Origin of the sequence: Streptomyces sp. NBC_00286 (assembly GCF_036173125.1) — a bacterium.
Taxonomy (GTDB): domain Bacteria; phylum Actinomycetota; class Actinomycetes; order Streptomycetales; family Streptomycetaceae; genus Streptomyces.
In genome coordinates this window covers 482,197-495,547 of sequence record NZ_CP108054.1, presented here as the reverse complement: position 1 = coordinate 495,547, position 13,351 = coordinate 482,197, and the positions used below count along the sequence as shown (strand labels likewise).

Sequence of the window (13,351 nt, the reverse complement as noted above, 5' to 3'; positions counted from 1 at the left end):
GGGGGTGGGTTCCCTCTCTCACGGACGTGCAGGGAGTGGCCCGTCCCCGGCAGGCCCCACGGGGGTGGGAGGCCTGCCGGGAAACGGGGGTGGTGCCAGTGGCAACGGCTCGTCAGGAGGTGACGGAGAATCCGCTGAAGACGGCTTCGATGTTCTCGCCGGGGTAGTTCACGTTGGCCGCGCTGGCGACCATCCCGGCATCACCTGTGCCGGTGGCCGACGGCACCTGGGCGGTGCCGACCTGCGACCAGGTCTCGCCGTCCTTGCTGGCGTACGCGGTGTAGGTGGCGCCGTCCCGGGTCAGCTTGAGATGCGCCGGGTGGTAGGTGGAGCCACCGCCCGCCCAGGTGTCGAGCTTCCCGTCACCGTCGCTGTCGGTCATGAACTCCAGGCCGTAGCTCTCGGTCATGGCCAGCACCGCGTAACCGCCCTTCTCGGGCGCCGTCAGGTCGTTGGCGAGGGCGATGCCCGCCTTGCCGACCGGTGAGGCGCTGCTCTGGGAGACCAACTGCGCCTGCACGGTGGCCTTTTCCCCGGCCGCGTCGTCACGGTAGATGACGCCCTTCTCGTCCTTCCAGCCGGACAGGTCCTGGCCGCCCGCCCAGATGGCGAACTGGTCGCCGGCCTGGGCGTACTGGGCGCCCCCGGAAGTCGTGTCGGCTGTCAGGTACGGCTCCTGAACGCTGCCCGGGGCTGCCTTCACCTGCGCCGGCACGGTGTCGGACACCTTCTGCGAGCCGTCGCGACCGGTGTAGGTGGCGGTGCCGGTGAGGTCGTGGCCGGCCCATCGGGCGTCGTCGGCCGGGGTCACCGTCCAAGTGGTGGTGAGGGTGGCGCCGTTCTTGAGGGACTTCGCGGTGGTCGGGCCGGTCGCCTTGGCGGTCCAGCCGTCGGGCAGGTCCAGGGCCGCCTTGGCGTTTTTGAGGGTCCGGGTGCCCCAGTTGGTCACCTCGGTGGTCACCTCGAACGGCTTACCGGCGTCGGTGGACGGGGCGTCCGGGGTGATCAGGACGGAGGCGGCCGGCGCGTCGTCGCGCTTGAGCGCCTTGACGGCCTTGGCGGCACCCTTGGCCTTGAGGTTGACGAAGGCCGGGGTGACGCCGAGCGGCGCCGCATACCCCTTGAGGGTCTTGGGGCCGCGGATCACGGTGCCCTGGTTGACGTCGTACCAGGTGCCCGGCGGCAGATGAACGGAGCGGGTGGCGCCGGTGCTCAGCTTGGGCGCGGCCAGCACGGCCGGTCCGAGCATCCACTCGTCGGTGACCGTGTAACTCGCCTCGTCCTTAGGGAAGTCGAAGAACAGCGGCCGCATGATCGGATCGCCGGTCTTCAGTGTGCTCTGCACCTGATCCCAGATGTAGGGGGCGAGCTTCTCGTGCGTCTCGATCGCCTCCCGGTAGAGGTCGACCGTCTCCTGGTCGTAGTCGACCTTCTGCCCGGTGGTGGTGTCGTTGGTGTCGACCGGGGAGGTCGAGGCGTACATCAGCGGCATGAGTGAGGCGGATTGCGCCCACCGAACCAGTACGTCCTTTGTCGGTGCGGGCTGGCCGCCGGAGCCGCCGATCATGTCGGACTCGACGAACGGGTAGCCGATGGTGGAGATGGCCAGGTTCTGGGTGGCGGAGGCGCGCAGGGAGTCCCAGCCGGTGCCCTTGTCGACCTGGCGGGTGACGAAGCCCGCCTCATGCGCCGTCTTGTTCCAGTGCACCCGGATGCCCGCGCCCTGGAGGTCGAACTCGTCGGCGAGTTCTGTGCCGAGCTTCTGGTAGTCCGTGGCCTGGTGGCCCTCGCGCGGCGCGCACTTCTCATCGAAGAAGCGGGTGTCGAACTTCAGCCCGTCGATGTCGTACGTGTCCATCAGCTTCTTGAGGTTGCCCTCGTACCAGGCCTTGGCTTCGGGGTTCGCCAGGTCGATGATCCCGGCCTGGCCGTTCCACCAGGTCACTTCACACGGCTTGTTCGTGTCCTTGGCGTCCATGAGCAGGTAGCCGTTGTCGACCGCGTACTGGTAATTGTCGGAGTCCAGGTTGATCCACAGGGTGACCCAGATGCCGAAGTCGAACCCCATGTCGTGGATCTTCTTGGAGAGGCCCTTGGGATCGGGGAAGGTTTTGGGATCCCAGGTCAGATTGCCGTAGTTCGACTCCCACTTGTCGTCGAGCTGGATGGTGTGCCCGTCCAGACCGTTGTCGTAGAGGTCGGTGGCGTAGTCGAGCAGTTTCTCCTGGTCGATCTTGGTGTAGAACTGCGCCCAGGAATTCCACAGCGGCTTGGCGTACTGCTCGTACGTGGCGTCACTCTTGGTCGGCTTGCCGACGATGCCGATGTAATCGCGGTAGACCTCCAGCGGGGTCGACTCGACGAACACGGTGGCTTTGTAGGTGTCGGGCGACTCGACGGTGAAAGTGCCGAGACCGTCCTTGCCCTTGTTGAGCGCCACGTCCATGACGTCCCCGGTGTCGACGCGCAGACCGGTCGACTTGGAGGTGTACCAGAACGGGTCGATCATGTTGTACGACGCCGGGCCGAAGGTCTCGTGGTCGACCTCGCCGGCGTCGAGCGGCCAGGGCTGGTTGACGCCGGGACCGCCCTGCGGGGTCTCCGCCTCGCCGTGGCCGTACCAGTGGCCGGCCGATGACAGGTCGTAGGCGAGGCCCAGTTGCTCCGCTCCGCCGCCGTGGACGTCCCAGTCGAGCTGGTAGCGGTCGGCGCGGGGGGTGATCCGGGCCTCCACCGTGGTGCCGTCGAGGGTGCTGTCGGCGGTGACGGTCAGGACGCCGTTCTTCCACGTCCAGTCGGTGACGCCGGTCGCGTGCTGCCACGTGCCGTCGGCCGCGGTGAAGCGCAGGGCGCCGGTGTCGCCGGTGGCGGTGGCGAGCACGGTCTTCCCGGCGCGGCGCGTGGTCAGGGCGAGTTCGTCGGTGGCCACGTCGAGGGTGTAGCCGGGGGCTCCGGCGGAGGCCGGTACGGAGACCGTGACGGCGTTCGCGGTGCGGGACACCTTAGGTCCGTCGGTTGTGGCCGTGGTGGCGGTGGCGGGGCGGGCGGCGGCCGTTGCCGCGGTAGAGCCGGTGACGGGCGCCATCAGCATGGCGGCGGTCAGGGCGGCAGCGAGCAACAGGCCGCCGGGATTGCTCAGTCGGGCGTGCACTCGTGTCCTCCTGTCGGACAGGACGGTGACGGTGACTCAGAAGCTGCGGTGCGTGGTGCCGGTGGCGTGCGGAGTGCGGCGGGCGGAGTGCGCGGTCACGAGGAAGCGCGGCGCTTGGGAGGCTTGATGTCTGTCTGATGCTGCTTGCAGATGCAAGATTCCAAGGGATTTCGCTCATGTTCTTGCGGTCGCCGCCACCTGTCAACCTGTGGGGCATGCGGCTTCCCAAGGGTCCCGAGGGTCCTCGTGGAACAGTTGTTGTCCCTGGTGGCAGTCGGTCCCGGGGTCCGCTGAGAGGCCTCGACGGGCCCGGAATCCGTTCGTAACGGACGGGTAAATTCTGCGACTTCCCCGAGATCCGTCCGGGGGTGCCTGGTCAGGTCAGGATCACGGAACGGGCCAGATGGCGCGGATTGTCCGGGTCCAGCCCGCGTGCCGAGGCGAGGGCGGCGGCCAGCCGGTGCACCACGACGAGGTCGGACAGGGGGTCCCGGCCGAGTGCCACCAACTGCCCGCCGGTGCGGGCGATGTCGTCGGCGAGACCGGACGGAAGGGCCGCCGGGTCTCCGAACCACCACGCCACGCGGCCGGGTCCGGTAACGCTGATCGGGCCGTGCCGGTACTCCATCACCGGATAGGCCTCCGTCCAGGCGCCCGCCGCCTCGCGCATCTTCAGTGCCGCCTCCTGGGCGATCCCGTAGGCCCAGCCCTGCCCCAGGAAGGTGAACTGCTCGGCCTCGAGCACCCCGGCCGGCAGCGGTTCGTCCAGCGCGGAGTGCCCCTGCTGCGGCAGATGTCCCAGGTCCTCGCCCAAATGCGCCCGCAGGAGCACCAGTTCCGTGCTGGCGAACCGAGTCTGGACGACCGAGACCTCGTCGGCGAAGTCGAGCACGACGACGGCGTCCGCCAGCCCCGTCACCGGCGCCTGCGGTACCGCGGTCACCGCGGTCGTGGGGGTGCGCCCGTGCAGTCGGCGGAGGAGTTCCAGCACCTCGGTCGTGGTTCCGGACCGGGTCAGCGCGACCACCCGGTCGTAGGCACGCCCGGCCGGCATCTCGGAGGCGGGAAAGGCGTCGGTCTCGCCGTGGCCACCCGACTCCCGCAGCGCCGCGTACGCCTGGGCGATGAACCAGGACGTCCCGCAGCCGACGACGGCCACCCGCTCGCCGGTTCGGGGCAGCGAGGCGAGGCCGTCGGGCCGCCGGGCCAGTGCCACGGCGTGCCGCCAGCAGTCGGGCTGGGTGGCGATCTCGATCTCGGTCTGGCTCATCGGGAGTCTCCCCTCTCGGGCGCGCGGTGTGACCGATACGTGATGTGACGGCCCTTGACGCCGTGCGCGTTTCATTGAGCATCATGTCGTTGGATGATTGATAACACCAGTAATCGAGCATAAACAAGCAAGCGAGCGCGCCATCAGGCGAGCACGCGCTTGACGAAGCACGCCATGCGTGCGGAGAGGTACTCCGTGAAACGGCACCTCGCATGCCTCGCCGGGGGACTGTCCCTGGCACTGGCCCTCACCGGATGCGGCAAGGGCAGCTCGTCGGACAGCGGCGGATCCGACGGCAGGACGATCAGGTTCGTCGCGGCGAAGTACGACGACGACACCCAGGCCTACTGGACGGCGCTGATCAAGGACTTCGAATCCGCGAACCCCGGTTACCGGGTGAATCTCGAAGTCGTCGACTGGGAGCAGATGGACTCCAAGGTCAAGACGTACGTCCAGACCAAGCAGGAACCCGACATCCTCAACTACAACAAGTTCTCCGACTTCGCCCGCGACGGCCTGGTCCACAAGGCGCAGGACGTCGTCTCTCCCAAGGTGCTGGCCGACTTCCTCCCGTTGTTCCGGCAGAAGGCGCAGTACGAGGGAACCCAGTACGGTCTGCCCTTCATCTCCAGTGCGCGCCTGTTCTTCTACAACAAGGACATCTTCGCCAAGGCGGGCATCGCCCGGCCGCCGTCCACCTGGGCCGAGGTCGAGGCCGCCGCCAAGAAGATCAAGCAGGCCGGTTACATCGGCCTCGGGCTGCCCCTGGGGGCCGAGGAGGCCCAGGCCGAGTTCCAGATCTGGGCGATGAACAACGGCGGCGGCTGGACCGACGCCTCGGGCAAGTGGGCGATCGACCAGCAGGCCAACGTCGACACGCTCACCTATCTGCGGAAACTGACGAAGGACAAGGTCACCCAGCCCAACCCGGAGACCACCAACCGCAAGGATGTCTTCAACCAGTTCGCCCAGGGCAGGATCGGCATGCTGAACGGGGCGGTCTTCATGCGGAAGGGCTTCATCGACCCGGTCGACAAGAAGCTGAACTACGGCGTCGCGCCCCTGCCGAGCAAGGACGGCAGTACGCACAAGACGCTCGGTGTGCAGGACTACCTCGTCGCGTTCAAGAAGGGTGACGGGTCGAACAAGGCAGGGGTGAAGAAGTTCCTCGACTTCTTCTACCAGAAGGAGAACGCCGCCGAGTTCGTCTCCACCGAGGGGTTCCTGTCGGTCACCAAGTCGGCCGGTGAGGTGCTCAGTTCCGACAGCCGGGACGCCGCCTACTACAAGCCGTTCGTCGACGCCCTCTCCGACGCGGAGTTCGCCCCCACCGACGACCCCGCATGGGCCGCGGTCGACGGCGCCGTGAAACAGCGCATCGGCACGGCGGTGGCGGGCGGCGACCCGGCGAAGGTCCTGGGCGAGATCCAGAAGCCCGCGCAGAAGGGCGACTGACCTCGGTGGCCGTACACGATGTCACTGTGAGCGCCACCGGGGCCGAACACCCGGCCCCGGTGGCGCCGACGCCACCCTCGCCGCGCCGCCGTCGCAGGACTTGGCGCGCGCTGGAGCCCGTGTTGTGGCTCGGTCCCGCGGCCCTCCTCATCCTGACCATGGTCGTCTGGCCGGTCATCGAGATGATCCGTACGTCCCTGACACGGGTGAGCTCCACCGGACAGTCCCAGGGGTTCGCCGGCGTCCGCAACTACACCGACCTGTTCGCCGAGGGCGACCTGCCCGGAGTACTGCTGCGCACCCTCGTGTGGGTCGTCGGAGTCGTCACCGTCACGCTCATGCTCTCTCTCGGCCTGGCCGGGCTGCTGAACTCCCGCTTCCCCGGGCGCAGGCTGGTGCGGTGGGCGCTGATCGTGCCCTGGGCCTCGTCCGTGCTGATGACGGCGCTCATCTGGCGCTGGATGCTCAACAACTTCTACGGCGTGGTCAACCGGCTGCTCATGGACCTCGGTGTGCTGGACGCGCCCGTCAACTGGCTGGCCAATCCGGGACTGGCCCTCGCCGCGATGATGGGCGTGGCGGTGTTCGTCTCGCTGCCGTTCACCTCGTTCGTCCTGCTGGCCGGTCTGCAGAGCATCCCCGCCGAGGTGTACGAGGCGGCGCGGGTGGACGGCGCCGGCCCGGTCCGCGGTTACCTGGGCATCACCCTGCCGCTGCTGCGGCCCTCACTGGTGGTCGCCGCGATCATCAACATCATCAACGTGTTCAACTCGTTCCCCATCATCTGGGCCATGACGCGCGGCGGCCCCGGGTTCGCCACCGACACGACCACCACCTACCTGTACAAACTCGCCTTCGACAACCAGTCGGTGGGGGAGTCGGCCGCCATGGCCGTCGTCAATTTCGGGCTGATCCTGGCTGTGGTGCTGGTCTATCTGCGCGTCGTCCGCCGACAAGAGGACACCACGTGAGCAGGACCGCCGGCATCCCCCGCAAAGCAGCGCCGCGCAGGAGGCGGCCAAGACCGATGAAACTGCGCACCGTCCTGCTCACCGCCGTCGGATGGCTGGTGGCACTGGCGTTTCTCGCGCCCTACGCGGAAATGCTGCTGACGGCGCTCAAACCGACGCCCGAACTGATGAAGTCCCCGCCGTCCTATCTGCCCTCCCGATGGGAGTGGTCGAACTTCACGCACATCTGGTCGCTCACCGACCCGCGCGTCGCGGACGCGCTGGTCTTCTCGCTGTACGTCGCCGGGGCGGCGACGCTGCTCGCCCTGGCCGTCGGGATGCCCGCCGCGTACTACACAGCCCGGCACCGCTTCCGCGGGCGCGGCGCCTTCCTGCTGCTCGTACTCGTCACCCAGATGTTCGCGCCGACCGCACTGCTGGTCGGCATCTACCGGGAGATGGTCAGCCTCGACCTGACCGACACCGCCGAGGGCCTCATCCTGGTGAACGCCGCGTTCAACCTGCCGTTCTGCGTGTGGATCCTCAACGCGTACTTCGCCAGCATCCCCCGGGAACTGGAGGAGGCGGCCTGGCTCGACGGCACCGGGCGGTTCGGCGCCCTCACCCGTGTCGTACTGCCGCTCGCGATGCCCGGTGTGGTGACCGCGCTCGTCTACACCTTCATCGCCGCGTGGAACGAGTACGTGGTGGCGCTCACCATCACCTCGTCCAGCAACCGGATGACCCTGACCAAGGCGATTCCCGGCTTCGTCACCTCGTACCACGAGCAGTGGCAGTACCTGTTCGCCACTTCGCTCGTCTCGATCGTGCCCGTGGTGGTGCTGTTCGTCTTCGTGGAGCGCCACCTCGTCTCCGGCCTGACCGCGGGCGGCGTCCGCGGATGACGACGGGATGCGCGTCGCGGCCGGAGCCGGCACGGGAGCGGCGTGCGGTGTCAGGCGCGGACGACCTCCACACCGGCCGCCACGAACGACTTGGTCAGCTCGTCCGAGGCGGCCTTGTCGGTCACCAGGACGTCGATCTCCTCCACCGGGCAGATGCGGGCGAAGGCCCGCTGGCCCAGCTTGGAGGAGTCGGCGACCGCGATGACCTGCTGCGCGCGGCGGGCCAGCGCCCGGTTGATGCTGGCCTCGCCCTCGTGGTGGGCCGTCGCCCCGTGGGCCACATCGATGGCATCCACCCCGATGAAGACCTGGTCCAGCGCGATTTCCGCGAGCAGTTCGGTGGCCAGCGGCCCGATCAACTCATAGGACGCCGGCCGGGCCACTCCGCCGGTCACTACGAGCTTGACGTGGCGCCGCACGACCAGCTCGTTGGCGATGTTCAGGGCGTTGGTCACCACGGTGACCGCCGTCTCCGCGCCGCCGGAACTCAGGTCGGCGCGGGTGGCCAGTGCCCGCGCCACCTCGGTGGTCGTGGTGCCGCCGTTCAACCCCACCACGGCGCCGGCCTTCACCAGCTCGGCGGCCGCGTGCGCGATCCGCTCCTTCTCCGGAGCGTTGCGCGCGGCCTTGTAGCGCAGCGGCAGGTCGTAGGCGATGGCGTTGAGCGAGGCGCCGCCGTGCGTGCGGGTGACCATCTGCTGGCGGGCCAGCTCGTCGAGGTCTCGCCTGATCGTCGCGGCGGAGACCCCCAACTCCTCGGCAGCCGCCTCGACTTCGATCCGCCCGTCGCGCGTCAGCATCTCCAGCAGCGCGCTCCACCGGGCCTGCGGTCCCGCCATGTCTCACAACTCCCTGTCGATGGTGTGCGCCACGATGTGCGCACCTCCATGGAATCACAACGCTTGATTGGGTGTTTTATGGTCGCCAAACGAGCAAAACCCTGCACCTCCCGTAAGCCCTTGCCGCTGTCGCGGCCCTCGCACGCCGCGATAGGAGGCCGTCGGTGCCGCTGACTCCCACCGCCGACGTGATGAGCTCCGCGTTCCGCGGCAGAGGGGCCGTCGGCGCGTTCAACGTGATCACCCTGGAGCACGCCGAGGCCGTGGTCACCGGGGCGGAAGCCGCGGGCTGCCCGGTCATCTGCCAGATCAGCGAGAACGCCGTGCGGTTCCACGGCAACCGGCTCGCCCCGATAGCCCGCGCCACCGCCGCGCTCGCCGAGGAGGCCTCTGTCCCCGTGGCGCTGCACCTCGACCACGTCACGGACGAAGCGCTGCTGCGCCGCGCCCCGGACTGCGGCTTCGGATCCGTCATGTTCGACGCGTCCGCGCTGCCGCACGCCGAGAACGTCGCCGCCACGTGCGCCGCGGCGCGGTGGGCACACGCCCAGGGCCTGTGGGTGGAGGCGGAACTCGGCGAGATCGGCGGCAAGGACGGAGTGCACGCCCCGTCGGCACGTACGGACCCCGATCAGGCGCGCGACTTCGTGTCCGCCACCGGGGTCGACGCACTCGCCGTCGCGGTCGGCAGCTCCCACGCGATGACCACACGCACCTCCCGGCTGGACCACGGCCTCATCACCCGCCTCGCCGAGGCGGTCCCCGTGCCGCTGGTTCTGCACGGCGCGACGGGCGTGCCAGACGCGGAGCTCCGGCAAGCGGTGGCGGCCGGCATGATCAAGGTCAACATCGGTACGGCACTGAATGCTGCCTTCACCGGCGCGGTCCGCGACACACTTGCCGCGGCGCCCACGGTCGTCGACCCCCGCCCGGCCCTCACCGCGGCGCGTCGGGCGATGGCCGATACCGTGACCTCGGCGCTGCGGACCCTGTCGGGCGGCGGGTACGGGACGAGATGAGCCAACCGGGGCCCGTAGTACCCGGCGGCGCCCCGAACCGCTCGGCGGAGCCCGGCACGGTGACCCTGGTGGCGCAGCCGGTCAGCTCAGTTTTCGGCAGTACAGCGCGTCCGGAGTCCGTGCTGAGCCCACCCGACCCGTGTACGCGATCCCGGCCGCGTACTCGTCGTCCGCGCACTGGCCCTTGTAGCGGCCCTGCGCGAAGTCGCCGCCCTTGGCGGCCGAGCCCCTGTTGTCGCCCCGGTCGAACCAGACCGTACGGCCGCCCGTGCCGAGCCCGCCGGCCGGAGCGGCCGCGCACAGGGCGGCGGAGACGGCGGAGCCGCGAACGCTGTAGCCGGTCAGGAAGTGGCCGTCGGCGCACTGGAGTTTGGTGTATCCGGACGCCCAGTCGTGGCCCGGCCTGACGTACCGGTCGTCGACGACCACCGCATGCCCGCCGGCCGGGTCCCACAGGGGGCCGGTGGACACGTCCGAGCACAGGCCCCGGTTGCCGGTGTGGCTGAGGCCGAGCAGCCGCTGTCCGTCGGGGCACACAGCCTTGCGGGCACCGGAGTCCCAGTCGGGCAGGGCCCGTATCCGTCGCGACTGGACGAAGTCGCGGTGATCGGGGCTGAGCATCGACCAGTCCGCCACGGGCTCCACCGGGCCGGTGCGGCCCTGGGCCTGGATGAGCCGGGTCCAGGCGGCGGCCCGCCAGTCGTCGCCGTCGTAGAGGCCCATGCGGCGGCCCTCGGTGTCCCAGTGCAGAAGGGCCCAGCCGTTGCCCTTGCGGTCCTCGTGCCAGCCGACGAGCGGCCAGTACGCGAAGTCGGCGTCGGTGCGGATCAGATGGTCGACGAAGTTCTCGAACCAGGCGCGCTGCTTCTGGCCGGTCTCGTCACGGCCTCCGATGCCGAACTCGCTGATCCAGACGGGCGCGGTGAAGTGCCGGTCCGTCTCCGCTGTCACGAAGAAGGCCTGGCGGTTCAGCACCTTGATCAGTTCGGCGGGGGCCAGGTCGCGGTAGCGGGGGTCGCTGGTCTCGCCGGTTCCGGTGGCGCCGCTGTGGTTCGGGCCTGTGTAGTCGTAGAAGTGGGCGGAGTACACGAGCTTGTCGGAGTCGACAAGCGTGTGCGAGAGGCGGCGTACGGGCTCCAGGGTGGGGCGTTCGTGGGGGAGTCCGTCGACGGGGATGCCGGTCCAGTTGATGCCCTCGACGATGATCAGGAGGTCGGGGTCGGCCTCCGTCAGGATGCGGTCACCGACGCGCTGCGAGGCGGCGAACCAGTCGTGGTGGTCACCGAGCCCCCAGTTGGGGTCGTCCCAGACATTGCGGCGCACCTCGTTGTAGAGGTCGGCGCCGACGACGCGCTGGTTGTCCCGGTAGCGGCGGGCCATGAAGAGCCAGTCGTTCTCCCAGGTCTGGGCGGACTGGCTCGCGTTCCAGCGTTCGTTGCCGTCAACTCCGCAGCACCAGCGGGTGGTGTTGGTGTGGTTGTTGAGGATCACCGCGAGCCCGGCGGCGGTGAGTTCTCGTACCACGGCGTCGTACACCTGGAGCGGGGTCCTGCCGCGCAGGGAGGGATTGGCGGCCACGGAATCGTCCGTGACGGGACGGCTGTCGTGGATCATCTCGTTGGAGAAGGGCAGCCGGATGCTGTTGATTCCGATCTCCTGGAAGCCGGTGATGATCTCGGCCATGGGGGCACGGTCCAGGCCGAGCGGCATCCTGCCGGAGTTCTCCCCCGCGTGGTGGTCGGCGTCCTCGTCCGGGCTTCCCGAGCCGTTCCAGGTGCCGCTGGCTCCGTGCCAGTTGCCGGACCGCAGCTTGAAGCGGTCGCCGTCCGCGTCGACGATCCAACGACCCCGCGTGCTGAGCGGCGGCGTCCAGTCCGCCGCGATCGCGGCGATTTCGGGTCGGGCACCGGCCTCGGGGGCGGGCTCTCGCCCGACTGCCGCCTCGGCGATGGGCGCCAGGGCCACCATGAGGAATACGGCGGCCAGTGTGGCCATGGCCCTGATGAAGGATCCGCGCACGGTCACCACCCTGAGGCATGCATTGTCATGGCGTCGTCATCATGGGGGACCGCGCGGCATTGGTCCAGTCCTGCGCACAGATCGGGAGTGAGGTCGCGTTTCGACTCGCGGCACAGGAGTGCGCCCAGAAGGGCGCCTGACGGTCACCTTCCCTGGTCAGGCGCCCTTTCTCGGTGTCTAGAAGAAGCCCAGCTTCTTCGGCGAGTACGACACCAGCAGGTTCTTCGTCTGCTGGTAGTGCTCCAGCATCATCTTGTGGTTCTCGCGGCCGATGCCGGACTGCTTGTAGCCGCCGAACGCCGCATGCGCCGGGTATGCGTGGTAGCAGTTCGTCCACACTCGGCCCGCCTGGATCGAACGGCCCGCGCGGTACGCCGTGTTCATGTCCCGCGTCCATACGCCGGCCCCGAGCCCGTACAGCGTGTCGTTGGCGATCTTGATGGCGTCGTCGAAGTCGGCGAACGACGTGACCGAGACAACCGGGCCGAATATCTCCTCCTGGAAGATCCGCATCCGATTGTCGCCCTGGAAGATCGTCGGCTGGACGTAGTAGCCACCCGCCAACTCACCGTCGTACTCGATACGGTGACCGCCCGTCAGCACCTTGGCGCCCTCCTGCTGGCCGATGTCCAGGTAGGAGAGGATCTTCTCCAACTGGTCGTTGGAGGCCTGGGCGCCGATCATTGTCTCCGTGTCGAGCGGGTGACCGGGCTTGATCTGCTCGGTGCGGGCGACCGCCGCGTCGAGGAACTCGCTGTAGTGGCCCTGCTGCACGAGCGCCCGCGAAGGACAGGTGCACACCTCGCCCTGGTTGAGCGCGAACATCGTGAAGCCCTCGAGCGCCTTGTCACGGAAGTCGTCGTCCTGCGCCCACACGTCGTCGAAGAAGATGTTCGGGGACTTGCCGCCGAGTTCCAGTGTGACCGGCTTGATGTTCTCGGAGGCATACTGCATGATCAGCCGCCCCGTCGTGGTCTCCCCGGTGAAGGCCACCTTCGCCACGCGCGAACTGGACGCGAGCGGCTTGCCCGCCTCGACCCCGAACCCGTTGACGATGTTCACGACGCCCGGTGGCAGCAGATCCGCGATCAGGCCCATCCAGTAGTGGATGGACGCCGGAGTCTGCTCGGCGGGCTTGATGACGACCGCGTTGCCCGCGGCGAGCGCCGGGGCCAGCTTCCACACCGCCATCAGGATCGGGAAGTTCCACGGGATGATCTGCGCCACCACACCCAGCGGCTCATGGAAGTGGTACGCGACGGTGTCGTCGTCCAACTCGCCGAGTGAGCCCTCCTGGGCGCGGATCGCCCCCGCGAAGTAGCGGAAGTGGTCGATGGCGAGGGGGATGTCGGCGGCCAGAGTCTCGCGCACCGGCTTGCCGTTCTCCCAGCTCTCGGCGACCGCCAGCTTCTCCAGATTCGCCTCCATACGGTCGGCGATCTTGAGCAGTACATCGGAGCGTGCGGTCACCGAAGTGCGGCCCCAGGCCGGGGCGGCCGCGTGTGCCGCGTCGAGCGCGCGGTCCACGTCCTCCGCCGTGCCCCGTGCGATCTCCGTGAACGCCTGCCCGTTCACCGGGCTCGGGTTCTCGAAGTACTGCCCGCGGGCCGGCGGCACATATTCGCCGCCGATGAAGTGGTCATAGCGCGCCTGGTAGGAGACGATCGCGCCGTCGGTGCCGGGCGCTGCGTAACGGGTCATGCTGTTCTGCCTCCCGGGGAAGGACCGCCCGCCGTTGGGCGG

General features: G+C 68.8%; 9 protein-coding genes. 4 read left to right on the top strand and 5 right to left on the bottom strand.

The window, feature by feature from the left end; translation table 11 throughout:
• Window positions 1-112: 112 nt before the first annotated feature.
• Window positions 113-3,091, bottom strand: coding sequence for a TIM-barrel domain-containing protein (locus OHT21_RS02380; protein ID WP_328773936.1), 2,979 nt, complete (start codon window positions 3,089-3,091; stop codon window positions 113-115).
• Window positions 3,092-3,527: 436 nt separating this feature from the next.
• The gene (locus tag OHT21_RS02375) at window positions 3,528-4,421 is read right to left on the bottom strand and encodes an SIS domain-containing protein (protein WP_328766488.1); all 894 of its coding nucleotides are present in this window, start codon (window positions 4,419-4,421) and stop codon (window positions 3,528-3,530) included.
• A gap of 195 nt (window positions 4,422-4,616) precedes the next feature.
• On the opposite strand from OHT21_RS02375, the gene OHT21_RS02370 reads away from it, so the two are divergent.
• From OHT21_RS02370 to OHT21_RS02360, 3 genes are read left to right on the top strand one after another with little or no spacing between them, the layout of a single operon-like run.
• On the top strand, window positions 4,617-5,876 hold the full coding sequence (locus tag OHT21_RS02370) for an extracellular solute-binding protein (protein WP_328766487.1): 1,260 nt from the start codon (window positions 4,617-4,619) through the stop codon (window positions 5,874-5,876).
• A gap of 26 nt (window positions 5,877-5,902) precedes the next feature.
• Window positions 5,903-6,847: a carbohydrate ABC transporter permease gene (locus OHT21_RS02365; protein ID WP_328766485.1), complete on the top strand. Its 945-nt coding sequence runs from the start codon at window positions 5,903-5,905 to the stop codon at window positions 6,845-6,847.
• Window positions 6,848-6,903: 56 nt separating this feature from the next.
• On the top strand, window positions 6,904-7,731 hold the full coding sequence (locus OHT21_RS02360) for a carbohydrate ABC transporter permease (RefSeq protein ID WP_328766484.1): 828 nt from the start codon (window positions 6,904-6,906) through the stop codon (window positions 7,729-7,731).
• A 50-nt stretch (window positions 7,732-7,781) separates the two neighbouring features.
• On the opposite strand, the gene OHT21_RS02355 is transcribed toward OHT21_RS02360, so the two are convergent.
• Window positions 7,782-8,570 carry a DeoR/GlpR family DNA-binding transcription regulator gene (locus OHT21_RS02355; protein ID WP_328766482.1) on the bottom strand — a complete coding sequence of 263 codons (789 nt, stop codon included), beginning with the start codon at window positions 8,568-8,570 and terminating at the stop codon, window positions 7,782-7,784.
• A gap of 164 nt (window positions 8,571-8,734) precedes the next feature.
• On the opposite strand from OHT21_RS02355, the gene OHT21_RS02350 reads away from it, so the two are divergent.
• The gene (locus OHT21_RS02350; protein ID WP_328766480.1) at window positions 8,735-9,589 is read left to right on the top strand and encodes a class II fructose-bisphosphate aldolase; all 855 of its coding nucleotides are present in this window, start codon (window positions 8,735-8,737) and stop codon (window positions 9,587-9,589) included.
• 81 nt (window positions 9,590-9,670) lie between these two features.
• On the opposite strand, the gene OHT21_RS02345 is transcribed toward OHT21_RS02350, so the two are convergent.
• Both OHT21_RS02345 and exaC read right to left on the bottom strand, forming a co-directional pair.
• Window positions 9,671-11,557, bottom strand: coding sequence for a glycoside hydrolase family 5 protein (locus tag OHT21_RS02345; RefSeq protein ID WP_443050614.1), 1,887 nt, complete (start codon window positions 11,555-11,557; stop codon window positions 9,671-9,673).
• A gap of 228 nt (window positions 11,558-11,785) precedes the next feature.
• On the bottom strand, window positions 11,786-13,309 hold the full coding sequence (exaC, locus tag OHT21_RS02340; RefSeq protein ID WP_328766478.1) for an acetaldehyde dehydrogenase ExaC: 1,524 nt from the start codon (window positions 13,307-13,309) through the stop codon (window positions 11,786-11,788).
• Window positions 13,310-13,351: the final 42 nt, after the last annotated feature.

What these genes read in the sequence shown, in the direction of transcription:
- OHT21_RS02380 (WP_328773936.1), bottom strand. Translation starts at nt 3,091, where the DNA reads ATGCTGATGGCGCCCGTCACCGGCTCTACCGCGGCAACGGCCGCCGCC.
- OHT21_RS02375 (WP_328766488.1), bottom strand. Translation starts at nt 4,421, where the DNA reads ATGAGCCAGACCGAGATCGAGATCGCCACCCAGCCCGACTGCTGGCGG.
- OHT21_RS02360 (WP_328766484.1), top strand. Translation starts at nt 6,904, where the DNA reads ATGAAACTGCGCACCGTCCTGCTCACCGCCGTCGGATGGCTGGTGGCA.
- OHT21_RS02355 (WP_328766482.1), bottom strand. Translation starts at nt 8,570, where the DNA reads ATGGCGGGACCGCAGGCCCGGTGGAGCGCGCTGCTGGAGATGCTGACG.
- OHT21_RS02345 (WP_443050614.1), bottom strand. Translation starts at nt 11,557, where the DNA reads ATGGTGGCCCTGGCGCCCATCGCCGAGGCGGCAGTCGGGCGAGAGCCC.
- exaC (WP_328766478.1), bottom strand. Translation starts at nt 13,309, where the DNA reads ATGACCCGTTACGCAGCGCCCGGCACCGACGGCGCGATCGTCTCCTAC.